This window comes from Halobellus salinus (assembly GCF_014646875.1).
GTDB lineage: Archaea > Halobacteriota > Halobacteria > Halobacteriales > Haloferacaceae > Haloquadratum > Haloquadratum salinum.
Genome location: NZ_BMOC01000014.1, coordinates 36433 through 50751, shown reverse-complemented (window position 1 = coordinate 50751; position 14319 = coordinate 36433). Strand labels below are relative to the sequence as shown.

At 64.4% G+C, this 14319-nt stretch carries 16 protein-coding genes; 7 read left to right on the top strand and 9 right to left on the bottom strand.

From position 1 onward, the window contains the following. Window positions 1-138 precede the first annotated feature (138 nt). Window positions 139-1104, bottom strand: coding sequence for a tRNA 2-thiolation protein NcsA (gene ncsA / locus IEX72_RS11085; protein ID WP_188787455.1), 966 nt, complete (start codon window positions 1102-1104; stop codon window positions 139-141). A gap of 221 nt (window positions 1105-1325) precedes the next feature. Between ncsA and IEX72_RS11080 the strand changes: the two genes are divergently transcribed. After that, a complete protein-coding gene (locus IEX72_RS11080) occupies window positions 1326-1970 on the top strand; it encodes a DUF7095 family protein (RefSeq protein ID WP_188787454.1) in 645 nt (214 codons plus the stop codon). A gap of 192 nt (window positions 1971-2162) precedes the next feature. After that, entirely contained in the window at window positions 2163-3038 is an 876-nt protein-coding gene (locus IEX72_RS11075; protein ID WP_188787453.1) for a universal stress protein, read from the top strand. Between the two features lies 1 nt (window position 3039). Here the strand turns inward: IEX72_RS11075 and IEX72_RS11070 are convergent, their stop codons facing one another. The 3 genes from IEX72_RS11070 to IEX72_RS11060 all read right to left on the bottom strand — a co-directional run bounded on the left by IEX72_RS11070 (window position 3040) and on the right by IEX72_RS11060 (window position 5630). Then, entirely contained in the window at window positions 3040-3846 is an 807-nt protein-coding gene (locus IEX72_RS11070; RefSeq protein ID WP_188787452.1) for a class I SAM-dependent methyltransferase, read from the bottom strand. Between the two features lie 76 nt (window positions 3847-3922). Further along, entirely contained in the window at window positions 3923-4750 is an 828-nt protein-coding gene (locus tag IEX72_RS11065) for a deoxyribonuclease IV (protein ID WP_188787451.1), read from the bottom strand. Between the two features lie 52 nt (window positions 4751-4802). Then, complete coding sequence (locus IEX72_RS11060) at window positions 4803-5630, bottom strand: lipoate--protein ligase family protein (protein WP_188787450.1); 828 nt, start codon at window positions 5628-5630, stop codon at window positions 4803-4805. 179 nt (window positions 5631-5809) lie between these two features. Here IEX72_RS11060 and IEX72_RS11055 point away from each other — a divergent pair, with 179 nt between their 5' ends. Continuing rightward, window positions 5810-6718: a serine/threonine-protein kinase RIO2 gene (locus IEX72_RS11055; protein ID WP_188787449.1), complete on the top strand. Its 909-nt coding sequence runs from the start codon at window positions 5810-5812 to the stop codon at window positions 6716-6718. A 571-nt stretch (window positions 6719-7289) separates the two neighbouring features. On the opposite strand, the gene IEX72_RS11050 is transcribed toward IEX72_RS11055, so the two are convergent. The 3 genes from IEX72_RS11050 to nrdR all read right to left on the bottom strand — a co-directional run bounded on the left by IEX72_RS11050 (window position 7290) and on the right by nrdR (window position 10619). Further along, window positions 7290-8984 (bottom strand): ribonucleoside-diphosphate reductase subunit alpha, encoded by a 1695-nt coding sequence (locus IEX72_RS11050; protein ID WP_188787448.1) that lies wholly within the window; start codon window positions 8982-8984, stop codon window positions 7290-7292. A gap of 2 nt (window positions 8985-8986) precedes the next feature. After that, window positions 8987-9997 carry a ribonucleotide-diphosphate reductase subunit beta gene (locus IEX72_RS11045; protein ID WP_188787447.1) on the bottom strand — a complete coding sequence of 337 codons (1011 nt, stop codon included), beginning with the start codon at window positions 9995-9997 and terminating at the stop codon, window positions 8987-8989. A 133-nt stretch (window positions 9998-10130) separates the two neighbouring features. Further along, window positions 10131-10619, bottom strand: a complete 489-nt coding sequence (gene nrdR / locus IEX72_RS11040) for a transcriptional regulator NrdR (protein ID WP_188787446.1) — start codon at window positions 10617-10619, stop codon at window positions 10131-10133. A 317-nt stretch (window positions 10620-10936) separates the two neighbouring features. On the opposite strand from nrdR, the gene IEX72_RS11035 reads away from it, so the two are divergent. Both IEX72_RS11035 and IEX72_RS11030 read left to right on the top strand, forming a co-directional pair. Beyond that, window positions 10937-11410 (top strand): DUF5793 family protein, encoded by a 474-nt coding sequence (locus IEX72_RS11035; protein WP_188787445.1) that lies wholly within the window; start codon window positions 10937-10939, stop codon window positions 11408-11410. 58 nt (window positions 11411-11468) lie between these two features. Further along, complete coding sequence (locus tag IEX72_RS11030) at window positions 11469-12098, top strand: uracil-DNA glycosylase family protein (protein WP_188787444.1); 630 nt, start codon at window positions 11469-11471, stop codon at window positions 12096-12098. A gap of 359 nt (window positions 12099-12457) precedes the next feature. On the opposite strand, the gene IEX72_RS11025 is transcribed toward IEX72_RS11030, so the two are convergent. Continuing rightward, complete coding sequence (locus tag IEX72_RS11025) at window positions 12458-12670, bottom strand: hypothetical protein (RefSeq protein ID WP_188787443.1); 213 nt, start codon at window positions 12668-12670, stop codon at window positions 12458-12460. 102 nt (window positions 12671-12772) lie between these two features. Beyond that, complete coding sequence (locus IEX72_RS11020; RefSeq protein WP_188787442.1) at window positions 12773-12973, bottom strand: hypothetical protein; 201 nt, start codon at window positions 12971-12973, stop codon at window positions 12773-12775. Window positions 12974-12997: 24 nt separating this feature from the next. Between IEX72_RS11020 and IEX72_RS11015 the strand changes: the two genes are divergently transcribed. Both IEX72_RS11015 and IEX72_RS11010 read left to right on the top strand, forming a co-directional pair. Continuing rightward, the gene (locus tag IEX72_RS11015; RefSeq protein ID WP_188787441.1) at window positions 12998-13999 is read left to right on the top strand and encodes an MBL fold metallo-hydrolase; all 1002 of its coding nucleotides are present in this window, start codon (window positions 12998-13000) and stop codon (window positions 13997-13999) included. Between the two features lie 25 nt (window positions 14000-14024). Further along, the gene (locus IEX72_RS11010; RefSeq protein ID WP_188787440.1) at window positions 14025-14312 is read left to right on the top strand and encodes a DNA-directed RNA polymerase subunit L; all 288 of its coding nucleotides are present in this window, start codon (window positions 14025-14027) and stop codon (window positions 14310-14312) included. Window positions 14313-14319 lie beyond the last annotated feature (7 nt).

The window sequence follows — 14319 nt, the reverse complement described above, 5'->3', positions numbered from 1 at the left end:
ACCGGACGCGACGGCCGCCCACCGGACGCGACGGACCCGGTGTCTCCAGTCGTTTGCGGCCCGGGCTCGCGCCGTTTCTTCGATCGTTCCGTCGGTGAGCCGTGCCATCGAACACGGTGTGTGGACCTGCTCCGCGTCCTACATCGCCCGAATCGACTCCAGCAGCCGACATTTTCGACAGACCTCGCGGGTCGTCTGCGACCCACACTCCGCACACTCCCGGAGGTCGGGCGTCGACTCGCCACGATACCGGTCGGCCGCCATCGACGCCACCTCCTCGTACCCGGAGACGATCGAGTGTCTGGTGCCGGGGTGGTCCGCCTCGAGTTTCAGGAGTAGTTCCTGGATCTCACCGCGGAACGCCTCCGAGGCGTGGGGACACTCGGTGATGTGCGCCGGGAGGTCCCGGAGGTGGGCGTACAGCGCCACCTCTTTTTCGGGGATGTCCCGGAGGGGTTTCGCCCGGGGGACGAACGCGGCCTGGTCGGCCCGTTCGCCGAGCGGCCCCAAACTGGCATCGAAATGTTTCGCCATCTGTTCCACGTCGCCGTTGAGAACGTTCATGAGCGCGGTCTGGGCCTCGTCGTCGAGGTTGTGGCCGGTCAAAAGCAGGTCGGCGTCCAACTTCTCGGCGTAGGTTTCCAACAGGTCACGACGGAAGACGCCGCAGTACGCACACGGCGCCATCCCCTCGGGGTCCTCGTCGACGACGTCGTCCATCCGGACACCGAACTCCTCCTCGTACGACACGAGTTCGTGGTGAATGTCCAGATCCGACGCGAGTTCGACGCAGGCGTCGACGCTCTCGTCGCGGTAGCCCTCGATCCCTTCGTGGATTGTCAGCGCGATGACGTCGATCCGAGGATCCCGGTCGAACGTGTCGTCGAGAATCTGTGCGAGCACGACACTGTCTTTCCCGCCCGAGAGCCCGATGACCCACCGGTTGGGGTCTTCGGTGGTGGCGTCACGCGGCACCAGACCATCGGACCGGATCCGCCGGCGGACCCGTTTCTCCACCGACGCCCGGAAGTGCTCATCGCACAAGTGTGCCCCGGAGTACCCCGCGTGCATCACGGCGTCGTGCCCGCACTTGTCGCACTTCATCGACCCGCGGTTCGCGACGCGGAAGGATACCGGTTTCGCCTCAACGAACACAGGATTCGGGGGAACACCCGGGGGTTGTGGTGCCCCGAGCGACCACCGTCGCGGTGACCGGCCGGCCGACACCCAAGAGGGGCCGTCTGGGCTCGGAACAGCATACACCCTCCACCTGCTCGCGGTCGGGTGGCGAAAGAATTTCACGCCGTGGGGTCGGATCAGGGGGTATGGACCGTGTGAGCGCGTTGGACCGGGTCGAGGCCGTTCTTGACACCGTCGAGGCAGGACCGCTTCCGGTTCCGGTTCGGGAGGTCTGGGTGTACGGGGATGTCGCGCTCGGACTTGACCCCGTCGATCGCCTCGATGTCTACGTCACGAAGGACCTCCTCCTCCGCGGCGACACCGAGGCCGGCGAGGCGTTCAGGGCCGAACACGGGGTGGAGGGGGTCGGCTCCGCCGTGTCCGCCGAGTGGGCCGAGGGGAACCCGGACCTCGTCCGGACGAACGCCAGCGGCCACGCCGCCCCGGCGGACTGTCTCGCCGCCGCGCTCCTCCCGGACGACGAACCGACCCACTTGGAGGTGTGTAACGCCCCGTTTGAGCAGAACGTCCGACGGCGGCTGGAGATCGCCTTGGATCGCGGGGCGTACGACCACGTTATCGACCCTCGGGGCGTCTGTCTGTACGCGGAGCAGCAACGGTCACCAGAAACGCTGGCGAAGCTCCGGGGCGGCGAACTCGCGTTCCCGACGCTTCCGGAGTCGCTGTCGATGCTCGGGGCCGCCGACGACGACGCCGCGGAGGCGGCTGACGCGATCGCGGCCGCCCGGACGTCGCAGTCGGGGCGTAGCGTCCGCGGGGACGTCGTCTGAGGCGCTCCGTCCGGGCGTTCGAGGGGTCCCGGTGGACGCCGATCGCCCGTTCCCGGCCCACACCGCCACCGGCCTCGCCCGGACCGGTTCCGTCACATGAGTAATACCCGTGATATCAGACGGTAGCATCCCCAACAACCCGATATAAACTATGATGTACCTTTTTGCGTCGGCACGCTATTGCGTGACCCGATGGGTTTCACAGCCGCGCCGTCGCTCCTGATCGAAGCCGGCACCGCGCCCGTGGGTGCCTCCGCGGTGGCTGACGGCCTCACGGACGATTGCGTTTTAGTCCCCCTCCTCTCGCCGTCGGAACCCGCAGTCACGCATCAACTCCGGGTGGCCGCCTCACTCTCGCGGTCGTCGGACGCCAGCCTCTGCGTTGTGGATCCGACGAGCGAGACGCCGACAGCCCACGGGCCGAACCTCTCGCGGGACGCCGAACGGAACCTCATCGATCGTGCGGTGCAGTCGACGATCCGGCCGGCACAGCCGGAACTCCTCCGGATGCGCGCGCTCTTGAACGGCATCCTCGCCGCGATCGAAACCACCGATATCGAGGCGCTCGTGACGCCGAGCGCGTCCGAAACCGGATTTTTCCGGCAGAGCCTGGCCGAGCACCTGGCACTCCGGGGGTCGTGTGACATCGTCACGGTCAACGGCCGGCGGAGCTACGACGGCGCCCGGTCGATTCTGCTCGCAGTCACCGGTGGCCCCCACTCGGGCCCCGCCGCTGACGTCGTCCGGGGGATCGCCGCGGACACCGACGCGTGGATCGACATCCTCCACGTCGTTCCGCCCCGCGCCACCGACCGGCAGCGGGAGCGGGCCACCCAGTGTGTCGACACAATCTACAACCGGATTGAGCGGCCCGACCGGACCACGACCTGGGTGCTCGAAGCGGAGTCGCCGGCCGATGCCATCGTTGCGCAGTCGGAGTATTACGGCTTGACTGTTCTGGGCGCGCCCACGAAGGGGCGCCTCCGTGCGTTCATCGCGGGGTCGACCAGCCGGACCGTCCGACACGGCGCCCGTAGCGCCGTTGTCTCGGTCCGGGCGAACCAGTAGGTCACTCGTCGGTGACGCCTCCGACGACGACGTCGAACGGCACGACTTCGACCCGCCGGTAGGTTCCCGCTCGCATCGCGTCGACGACCGCTCGCCCCATCTCCCGCCATTCGGACCTGAGCGCGTCGTATTCGTCCGCGGAGAGCACGCGCCGGAGCTCGGTTTCGTGGTCGGCCAGCCCCGCGCCGCTGGCCTTCCGCGCGGCCGCCGACAGCGACGCCCGGTCGTACGGCGATTCCACGACCTTCCGGTGGTAGTGCCGCCGACTCCGGACCGACCCGAACCCGGACTCCCGGAACAGCCTCTCGAGCCGGGACCCCATTGCGACGTCGGTCCCGACACCCTCGATGTACGCCGCTCGGACCTGTCGTTCGAGGTTGGCCTCGCTGTCAACCGTCGAGTCGACACTCACGTCGGAGTTATCGGGTTCGACAGCGCCGACGAGGTCCGTCGAGAGACCGCCGAACGCCCGGAGCGCCGCCGCCGGCTCGGGGAGGTTCACGAGCAGCGCTTGGCACGTCACCAGGTCGAAGGTGCCGTCCGCGATGGGGGGTCGCGTCGCATCGCCCGCGACCGCGTTGAGTCCGGTCTCCTCGCGTGCGACACCGAGGAGGCCGGTGTCGGCGTCGAGACAGACCACGTCGGCCGGGGACTCGGCAGCGAGCACGCGCGCGAACTCCCCGGTCCCCGCGCCGGCGTCGAGGATCCGATTGCGGTCCGGCAGCGAAAACGGCTCCAACGCCGCCGTTGAGCGGTCCCACAACCCCTCACGGGTCCGGCGCAGGTACTCGGGTGAGAAACGCCGCACAGATACGACACCGGTTCGGCGGGTAAAAAACGGGTCGATCACGCCCCGTCACGACCGTCAAGTGGGGCCGCTCGGACTACCCGCGGAGGTCGCGGACCCGTTGGATGTTCCAGGCGAACCCCTTCCCATCCTCCGTCGGCGTCTCGACGACCAGCGGCACGTCCTCCACCGCAGGGTGGTTGATGAACGCGCGCATCCCCGCCTCGCCGATCTCGCCTTCCCCGATGTGGGCGTGTTCGTCCTTGTTTGTCCCGCAGGTGTGTTTGGAGTCGTTGAGGTGGACATACCCCAGGTTCCCGACCCCGACCTCGCTGTCCAACTCCGCGAACGTCTCGTCGACACCCGCCGGCGTCGAGAGGTCATAGCCCGCTGCGAAGGTGTGAGCTGTGTCGAGACACACTTCGAGGTCGTGGGCGCTCTTCTCGATGACGTACCCCAGGTGGGCGAAATCGTCGCCGAGTTTGGTTCCCGAACCCGCGTCGGACTCCACGAGGGCCGTGACGCCTTCCGGGATATCGAGTTCGTCGAGCGCCGAAACCGCGTTGTCGAGGCCCTGTTGCTCCCCTGCACCCGTGTGTGCGCCGAGGTGGACGTTCACGTACGGGATGCCGAGGGTCGCCGCGGCGTCGACTTCCCGCTGCATCGACTCGATCGATTTCGCTCGGAGGTCGTCTTTCGGCGTGCAGAGGTTCACGAGGTACGACGAGTGGATAACCCACGGGCCGACGTCGTGCTCCGCGGAGCGGTCACGAAACGCCGCAGCGTCGTCGTCGTCGATGTTTGGATCCTGCCAGACCTGCGGGGAGTGAGTGAAGACCTGGCCGCAGTTCCCGCCGTCGTCGACTTGTCGATCCACGGCTTTCGCGACGCCACCGGCGATCGATTCGTGTGCACCAACTCGCATACACGAGGATGTGACCCGGGGAGTAAAGCGACTTCGGAGTCGGTCCGGTAGCCTACGATCGAACCTCGGGGCGCCGCCGCACCCACTCGTCGGCGTCGTACTTTCGATTGACCTTCTCGCGGGCGGTGTCGAGTTCGGCGTCGGTCCACGACCCCTCGAACGCGTCGGCCCACTCCGCGAGCGACGCCTCAAGCGCCGTTACGGTCTCTTCGCGGGAGGCATCGACCAACTCGTCGACTCCGACCACGCGCTCGCGGAACTCCTCGTGGGTCACGCCGTGGCCCGAGAAGACGTCGAGGTGCGCGTCCGGCCGGACCGAGTAGGTGAGCGATCCGTGTTGGACCACCGACTCCCGCCGGCGGTACTGGGCGTTGCCGCTCACCTTCCGCCCCGCGGCAACGATGTCGTGAGCAGGGTGTAACGCCCGGAGGTAACAGGCGGGCGACCATGTCGCAGGCACCGACTCCGCGGCGTAGTCGGCGCCGACACCGAGTCGATCGAGGGCGTTCAATACCGGCTCACACAGGAGGTGGTACGCGTCGAGCAGGTCGCCCGGGAGCTCCGACCGCGGGGCCACGATTGAGTAGGAAATGTCCCCGTCGACGTCGTGGTAGATGCCGCCGCCACCGGTCTGGCGGCGGGTGACGGAGACCCCCCGCTCGGCGCAGGTGTCCCAGTCGACGGTGTCGGGGTCCTGGCCGTAGCCCACAGAGAGAGTGCTCGGCCGCCACCGGTAGACTCGAACCGTCCGTGGCCCGCCCGCTGCGGCGGTTTCGGCGGCCACTTCGTCGAGCGCCATCTGCATCGGTCCGCCACGGACGTCCTCGCGGATCAGACGCCACTCCCGCTCTCCGAGCGGACCAGCCGTGTCATCGACCATATCTGAGGCTACACCCGGGGAGGGAAACCCGTTTCGCCCCCCGGAATCGCAGTTTGATATCGCGATATGTGCTATATTATTGCCGGCAGCAGTACAACCCGCTCAGTCGGGATCACTACTGCCAACAGCCTGAGGCGCCGACTCGCGAGGCTTTTAGGCGTCGCTGTCTACTCGCACATATGGTTCGGAACGTCGCCGGTGTGATGGCAGAACTCGAACCCGAGGACTTCTATCTCCTCTCCGGCGTCGAACAGGGCATGCGGTTCTCCGAGTGGGTCAACCGGGGGAAGCTCCCGGAGCTCTCGAATCTCACGAGCGAGGAGGTTGAGTACCGGATTGATCGGTGTGCGACCAGGGAGTTGATCCACCGCAAGACCATCCAGTACGAGGGCTACACCCTGACAGCCGAGGGGTACGACGCGCTGGCGCTCCGGACCTTCTCCGAACGCGACACGATCGAAGGGGTCGGCGCGCCGCTCGGCGTCGGCAAGGAGAGCGACGTGCTCGAAGTACAGTCGTACACGCCGCTGGCGCTGAAGTTCCACAGGGAGGGGTACACGGAGTTCCGCGAGGTGACCCGAGAGCGGGACTACACCGCGGACAACCAGCACGTGTCGTGGCTTTACACCGCCCGGAAGGCCGCCGAACGCGAGTACGACGCGCTGGAAGCACTCTACCCGGAGGTCTCGGTCCCCCGCCCGATCGACCAGAACCGCCACGCCATCGTGATGGGAAAGTTCGACGGTGTCGAACTCGACCGGACGAAACTCACAGACGACCAGGCGGTCGGAGTGCTGGATCTGATCCTCCGGGAAGTTGCGACAGCGCACGCCGCCGGCTACGTCCACGCGGACATGAGCGAGTACAACGTGGCGGTTAGCGAGTCCGGGGTCACGGTTTTCGACTGGCCACAGTCGGTGCCCACCGACCACGAGAACGCCCGCGAGTTCCTCGAGCGCGACGTCGGAAACCTGGTTTCGTACTTCCGGCGCAAATATCCCGGACCGATACCGACCCTCGACGTCGACGCGGTGAGCGAGCGAATCGCTGCCGATGACTTCGAGACAGTCCGGTCCCACACGGTGTAGCGGCGTCACGCTCCCCAAACAATGATGTGAACCGCCCGGGGTCACGCCCCGGGGCATTCTCCGTGTATAGTGTAAAGTACATACCGCTACATCAAAACCGGCCGGTCGAGACAACAGCGGGAGCGAGGCTGTGGTGCCTGACATCCTCCCACGCCTGCAGGCGATTGAATTCCACGGCACCGCGCCGCCGGAACAATCCGCTCAAGAGACGCTGTAAGGTCTCCTCGACAAGGACATACAGCCTGTAAGGTCTCCTCGACAAGGAGATGCAGCCTGTAAGGTCTCCCCCGACAAGGAGATACAGCCTGTAAGGTCTCCCCCGACAAGGAGATACAGCCATGTTTCGAGGACGGCTATAGTAGCGTTTGCAGCTGATTACTCATCAGACCGCACGACTGCGTGCGATCAAGTGAGTACAGACTCGCAAACGCCGCTGTACGGACCCACGTCGCCATGTGGAACGCGGTCGGATGCGACCCCCACTCTGGCGTTCGGTCGCCTGCTTCTCGAATGGAGCAGCTTCTTTGTTCAGGCTGAGATCGACTACGCTATCTCACCGACCGGTGAGAACTCAGCTCTCACAGGCCTTGCATTCGAGGATGTCTCGGCTGAACTTCTGTGCGGCGTTCACGCTGTGTTGGTAGTAGAGACTCTTCACCCCTTTTCTCCAGGCCTCGATGTAGAGCTGGTTGATCTGTTTGATGCTCACTTCGCTCGGATCGATCGAGACATTCAGGCTCTGTGCCTGATCGATGTGTTTCTGCCGCTGCGCTGCCTGATTGATGATCGCCATCTGCGGGATCTCAGCGAAGGTCTTGAATACCTCCTTTTCATTCTCGGTCAGGCACTCGAGGTGTTGGACGCTCCCGTCGTTCTGTGCGATGCTGTCCCAGACCTCGCGCTCATCTCTACCTCGCTGTTTCAGTATCGTCTCGAGGAACCGGTTCTTCTGCGTCGATTTCAGCTTCGCACCGTCGCGGACGAAGTAGTTCGACTTTAGGGGTTCGATGCTCGGACTGACCTGCCCCAGGATGACACTGCTGGATTTCGTCGGGGCCACGCTCATAGTCGTCGTGTTCCGGCGGCCGTAGCCGTCGAGTACCTCCGGCTCACCGAACTCGTCGGCGAGCCGACGACTCTCCTCGTAACTTCGCTGCTTGATTGTGCGGAATACTCCCTCGTTTTTCTCCATCGCCTCCATGCTGTCGAACGGAATCATCTCGCTTTGGAGGTAGCTGTGCCAGCCGAGAACGCCGATGCCGATCGCCCTGTGCCGTTTCGCAAACCGCACCGGGCGCTCCATGAACTGCGTCCCCGCAGCCTCCTGGATGAACTCCTCCATAACGGCGTCGAGGAACCGCGTCAGCGTCTCTACTGCGTCGGTCTCTTTCCACTCGTCGTAGTGGAGCGCGTTCATCGACGAGAGACAACAGACGAAACTCTCGTCCGGGGTGGCCGGCAGCGCGATCTCGGTGCACAGATTGGAGGCGTTGATCTCGTAGTCTCCGTCCTTGTAGACCTGTGGCTTCCCGTCGTTCATGTTGTCCCGGAAGATGATGTACGGGACACCGATGTTGATCCGCGTCTCGATGATCTCCGCCCATGTCTCTCGCTTCTCCTCGTCACCGTCGACCATCGCCTGGAACCAGTCGTCACCAATGATGACACCGTAGTAGATGTCCTGTACGGGGTCGCCCTCGGTCTTGATGTTGAGCCACTCATCCAGGTCGTCGTGTTCGATGTCGATGTACCCCGCGAACTGGCCGCGTCGCGTCTCCCCTTGGCTGACGACGTTGATGATCGTGTCGAACAGCTCGGTGAAACTGTAGCTCCCGTTGCTCTTGCCGTTGTTCGTGATCGAACTGCCTCGAGGCCGGATGTCGCCGAAGTACCCGCTGGTCCCGCCGCCCAGCTTTGTCATCTCGCCCACTTCGGCCTGCGTGTAGAGGATGCTCTCCATGCTGTCCTCCATGTAGCTCCCGAAGCAGCTGATGGGCAGGCCTCGGTCCAGGCCGAAGTTCGACCACACTGGACTCGCGAGGCTGTAGAAACCCCGACTCATGTAGTCGTAGAACTTGTCCGCGAAGCCGTCGTCGTTCAGGATTTCTTCAGCCCGCTCTGCGATCTCCCTGACCCTTTCTTCGGCTGTGACGCCCTCAAGCAGGTAACCCTCGTTGAGGAATGCCCTGCTATCCTCGTTCAGCCAGTAGAACGGCTCTTTGTGCTGCTGTTGTACCTCGTCGAGTGTTGGTTCTGTTTGTGCCATTGTTAGAATATGTCGTCCGCGGTAACGCTCTGTGTGTGCTTGTTGTACGTGGTTGACCGCTTGCTGAAGAAGTCGTTGTCCTTCGTCATCATGATGTCCTCCTCGAACCACCGCGTTTTCTCGATCAGGCCCTCGTCCGGGTCGAATATCGGCTCGACACCGACGTTCTCGAGGCTCTGGTTGAACCGGTCCCGCAGGAACGCGTCGACGTGCGCTCGGGGAAGGAACTCCAGTTCGCCCTCATCGAAGATCCAGTCCAGTATCTTCATCTCTGCCTCGAACGCCTGCTGACAGGCCGCTTGGACCTCGTCCTCGAAGTCCTCGTCGAAGAGGTCCGGATTCTCCTCGCGAATCGTCTCCACGAGTTCGACACCGAACAGTCCGTGAATCTGCTCCTCCTTGCTGGTTGCTTCGACGGCGTTCGCGATCCCCTTGAATTTCTTTTCGTGTTTGTCGAAGCTCGTCATGATGAGGAACTGCGAGAACAGCGAGACGTGCTCGACGAACGTGGCGAACAGCAGGAGACTCATCACGTACTCCTGTGTGTCGTCGCTCTCGCTCTTTTCGAGGTACTCGTCGAGGTAGCTGATCCGCTCTTCGATTGCGGGGACGTCGGTCACCTCCTCGAAGTCCTCCGTAATCCCCAGGATGTCGAGCAGGTGGCTGTACGCGTCCATGTGTCTGACCTCACTCTCTGCGAAGGTCATGCCGACGTTCCCGACCTCTGCTTTGGGCATTTCGTCGTAGATGTCTGCCCAGAACGTCTTGACCTGGACCTCAATCTGCGCGATGGCCAGCATCGTCCGCTTGATAACGGTCTTCTCGGCGAGAGTCGTGTTGACCTTGAAGTCTTGAACGTCTCCTGAGAAGTTGAACTCCGTGTGAACCCAGTAGCTGTTCCGTATCGCGTCTTTGTACTCGATGACGTCGGGGTATTCGTACGGTTTGAGCCGCGTCCGTTCGGAGAAGATGTCAGTCTCGGAATCTCCGCCCGTTGTTTTGCTTTCAGTCATTGGCACGTACTCCGGAAGAGTCGTCCGCTGTCGGTCGATTTCTGGGTCCGTCGTTGTCTGTGCATCTGGACGTGGGCTGTGTTCGCTCGGTCAAGAACTGACCGCGCATTCGTCTGAATTACGTCTCTTTGTGTCATTGTGAATCGGTCGAGGCTTCGAAGTCATCAAGTTCTGCATCCAAGACTGCATCAAGCTCTCTCAAAAATTCCTCCGGCTCGGCGAATGCTTTGTAAACGGAGACAAATCGAATGTAGGCGATCTTATCGAGCGTGCGGAGCTTCTCAGAGACGAGTTCGCCGATGAGACTCGAAGAGACGATGCGTCCCTCTCGGTCTTGTAGTTCGCTCTCGATATCGTCGACGAGACCAGTCACTGTTTTCTCGGTCACATGTCGCTTCTCAACGGCTCGCTCGATCCCTGCGCGGAGTTTCTGTCGCTCAAACGGTTCGATGGTCCCGTCGCGCTTCTTTGTTTGGAGGGACTCCCACCCCGGACGTTCGTAGGTCGTAAAACGGAACGAACAGCGTTGACACTCGCGGCGCCGTCGGACGGAGGTACCGTCGGCACTGGCCCCTGTATCGATGACGCGTGTTTGCTCGTTGCCGCAGTCCGGACAGTTCATCGTTGTCACTGCTTACTCCTCTGGGGTCTTAACCTCATATGTGGGGCCCCTCGGTTTTGACCGCAACATCTGGTGGTAAAGCCTGGGACATAAAGCTTCCCCAATGGAATTGATATAGTACAACCAAACTTGGTTGGTGGGCGTGGATACTCGGGGTCGTGCGCAGTGAGAACGCCAGTCCCGACTGCTGAGACCCGTCCGGCTCACCCGACATCACCGCTCGGATCGCCGGCACCGCCCACGCGGGGTACTCGGCGTCCACCCGTCTGACACGGCGTTACGTTCATACCTGATGCTACCCAAACCGTGCGTACGGAATGAGGCGGGACTACTTCGAGCTAGATGTTGACAATGTCACGTGGGTCGACGGGAGCGGCGATCCCGAGAAGCCGCTCGTCCGGATCGACTTTCGCGGCCCCAGAGAGGAACTCGAGCGCCGGCTTTCGGATCCATCCGGCACATATCTCGACGCCGAGGAGACCGACGTGGCGTTCCGGCTGCAGGACTCTCTCGAGGCGTCGGACGCCGGCGGTGTCGTGAGCGTCACCAACCGGATCACCGGTGATTTCGTTCTGGAACTCAACCAGACCGCTGACGACGTACTGACGTTCATCCGGGCGGCACGAGAGTATGGCCGCGCGTCCGACTCTGACGACGGCCGGTACCGCGTTGAGGTCGGCATCGACGGCGATGAGGTCGTTGTCTACGAGAAACAGACGTTTCTGGTGTACGATGCCGAGGGGAACCTCCTCCGGTCGCACAGCCTGATCCCCTCGGGCGTCGAACTCTGAGGTCCCGTCGAGCCCCCCGAACCGAGCCGTTTTAATCGACGCTGCTCTTGTGGTCGCCGTGGAGAACGTCACCGACCGGATCAGCAACCCCTTCGGGATGTGCGCGCCGTGTAAGCGCTTCGTGGCAGGGTACGGCGACGCCAACGCCGCGTTCCACGTTATCGGCGACCACCCTGGTGTCCACGGCGGCCTCGACACCGGGGTGCCGTTCACCAACGCGGCCGGGCGCCGGCTCCAGGCTGCACTGGCCGACGCCGGGCTTTTGGCCGCGACGGGGGACGCTCCGGTTGTCGCGGAGACGTTCCTCTCATATCTTCACCCGTGCGCGCTCGCGGAGACTCCGCCGTCGCGGTCGTCGTACGACGAACTCGAACCCGTTTTCGACGCCGAACTCCGCGCGATCGCGGCCCACGTCCTCCTGCCGGTCGGCGCACGGGCGACGGCGCACGTGCTGGAGACCTACACCGCTCACCCTGCGGACGGCGAGCCGGATATGGAGTCGCTACACGCCGCCGAACGAGTCGGTCGCGGCTTTCTTGTCATCCCCATCGTGGACCCGGCGGCGTGGAACGGAACCCACCACGACCGGCTGGTCGACGGACTCGGACAGCTCCAGTCGACGGACTTCCGCCGCGAGGCGGACCTCGGTCGGTTCCTCCCGGGTGATGAGTCGTATCTCGTTCGGTGATCCCTGCCGTCCCGGCTGGTTGCCACCTCCGTTGTGGCGTCGGTGTCTTCGGGAATGACCGGACACAGTTGCGCTTTCGGAAGCCGAAACGACCTATCGCGCAGTATTAGACACAGCGAGAAGACGAGTGGGGTATAATAAGAATATATATTGTATATCTTGGCCCTATCATAGCATTTTTACTCACAAACGTTGGACAATAATACGGCGCGTCCGGCCCGGAAACGCCGGGCGCGTCAGGCAAAAGCCTGCGAGACTGGTGCTCTCCGCAGTGGCTTGGTCAGTCAGGGGTCCTCGCGGACCCCTTTCTTTCACCATCCTCGTCGCCGATCGGTCGCTGCCGAACCGTCGGGCGACCGTCAGTAGTCGGGATCACTGTCCCAACACCCGGGTTCCGATTCACCGGCCGGTGAGACGCTCTCTCCGACGTCACTGCGAAACAGCCCCGCAGTCGCCGTCGGGGCCACCACGACGAGCGCGAGAACCGGCCCGTCCGGGATGACGACGACGACCGGCCCGATCACGAGTCCCGCGTTCGGGGTGAGCCCTCCACCGCGTAGAGGTGCGCCCACGCGCCGAGGAGAGACACCACGCTCGCGACAGCGGTTCCTCCCCGCCCGTACGCCACCGGTCTCCGGGGCCGCTCGGGCTGTCCAGTCGGCGACACCCTCGTGTCAGTCCGCGGTTGCGTCCGCCCGCTCCGTTCTCGTGTCGTTCGCACGTTCGCCGCTCGTTCGCGCCCGGCCGTTCCGGCGGGATCGCTGCTGCCGCGGGCCCGGGAGTCGCTCCACCGACAGCGCGCGGAGGTCCCAGACAGCCGCGTTGTCCGCCGACCGCTGGCCCCGCCGACACCGACGGGGGACGACAACGCTCATACCCGCCCGCTCGTGTATCGAGGTATGAAACTCACGCGGATCCGGCTCGGGAACACGGTGTTCGAGGGGCGGAACAACGCGTACGTGCTCAACGGCGACACGCCGACGCTGATCGACACCGGCGTCTCGACGCCCGACGTCCGGGCCGACCTCGTCGAGGGGCTCTCCGACGCCGGCCTCGACCTCCCGGATCTCGACCGGATCCTGCTCACGCACTGGCACGCCGACCACAGCGGGCTCGCGGGTGAACTCGCCGTGGAGTCGGGGGCGACGGTGTTCGCCCACGAGGCTGACGTGCCGCTCGTCGCGGGCGACGACGACGCGTTTTCGGACCTGTGGGACCGCCGGGACCGCCAGTTCGAGGCGTGGGGAATCCCCCCGGCCAAGCGGGCGGAACTCGAGGCGTTCCGGACCGAGTTCGCGGGCGCGGCGGGCGAGTCGGTGGCGGTCGAGCCGCTGACCGACGGCGACCGCGTCGCGGCCGGGGACGGAGCACTCTCGGTGTTGCACCTCCCCGGCCACGCCGCCGGGCTGGTCGCCTACGAGACGGTTTCCGCGGACGGCTCGCCGACCCAGTCCGCCGAGGCGTTCGTCGGCGACGCCATCCTTCCGCAGTACACCCCGAACGTCGGCGGTGCGGACCTCCGCGTCGGCCACCCGCTGGCGCAGTACGTCGACAGCCTGGATCGGCTGGCGGCCCGCGACCTCGACCGCGCGTGGCCCGGCCACCGGGATCCGATCGACGACCCTGCCGGGCGAGCGGGTGAGATCCGGACCCACCACATCGACCGCACGCGGCGTGTGATCGAAGCGCTCGACGACCAGGGCCCGGCCGACACCTGGACGGTCAGCGCCCGGCTGTTCGGCGAACTCGAGGGGATCCACGTCCTCCACGGCCCCGGCGAGGCGTTCGCACACCTCGACCACCTCGAACGCCACGGGATCGTCGAGCGCGACGGGGACGAGTTCCACCTCGTCGACGTCGACCCCGACGTTCCGTCGCTGTTCCCGAATACGAAATACTGAAACGCCGGCGTCAGCTACATCGCATATGGAACTGCGGGTCATCGACAAGACCGACGAGGAACTCCGGATGGAGGTTGCGGGCGAGGACCACACGTTTATGAACGTAATCAAGGGTGCACTCCTGGAGACCGACGGCGTCGCCGCGGCTACGTACGATATGAACCCGGAACAATCGGGGGGCCAGACCGAACCCATCCTCTCGATCAAGACCGAGGCCGGCGTCGACCCGCTCGACGCGCTGGGTGGCGCGTCCCGCGACGTCCAGACGACTGTCGAGGACTTTTCCGAGGCGTTCGAGGCCGCTGCGCCGTAGCGGCTCC

Coding starts and splice junctions, on each gene's coding strand:
- ncsA (WP_188787455.1), bottom strand. CDS start 1,104: ATGAAGTGCGACAAGTGCGGGCACGACGCCGTGATGCACGCGGGGTAC.
- IEX72_RS11080 (WP_188787454.1), top strand. CDS start 1,326: ATGGACCGTGTGAGCGCGTTGGACCGGGTCGAGGCCGTTCTTGACACC.
- IEX72_RS11075 (WP_188787453.1), top strand. CDS start 2,163: ATGGGTTTCACAGCCGCGCCGTCGCTCCTGATCGAAGCCGGCACCGCG.
- IEX72_RS11065 (WP_188787451.1), bottom strand. CDS start 4,750: ATGCGAGTTGGTGCACACGAATCGATCGCCGGTGGCGTCGCGAAAGCC.
- IEX72_RS11060 (WP_188787450.1), bottom strand. CDS start 5,630: ATGGTCGATGACACGGCTGGTCCGCTCGGAGAGCGGGAGTGGCGTCTG.
- IEX72_RS11055 (WP_188787449.1), top strand. CDS start 5,810: ATGGTTCGGAACGTCGCCGGTGTGATGGCAGAACTCGAACCCGAGGAC.
- IEX72_RS11050 (WP_188787448.1), bottom strand. CDS start 8,984: ATGGCACAAACAGAACCAACACTCGACGAGGTACAACAGCAGCACAAA.
- IEX72_RS11045 (WP_188787447.1), bottom strand. CDS start 9,997: ATGACTGAAAGCAAAACAACGGGCGGAGATTCCGAGACTGACATCTTC.
- nrdR (WP_188787446.1), bottom strand. CDS start 10,619: ATGAACTGTCCGGACTGCGGCAACGAGCAAACACGCGTCATCGATACA.
- IEX72_RS11035 (WP_188787445.1), top strand. CDS start 10,937: ATGAGGCGGGACTACTTCGAGCTAGATGTTGACAATGTCACGTGGGTC.
- IEX72_RS11020 (WP_188787442.1), bottom strand. CDS start 12,973: ATGAGCGTTGTCGTCCCCCGTCGGTGTCGGCGGGGCCAGCGGTCGGCG.
- IEX72_RS11015 (WP_188787441.1), top strand. CDS start 12,998: ATGAAACTCACGCGGATCCGGCTCGGGAACACGGTGTTCGAGGGGCGG.
- IEX72_RS11010 (WP_188787440.1), top strand. CDS start 14,025: ATGGAACTGCGGGTCATCGACAAGACCGACGAGGAACTCCGGATGGAG.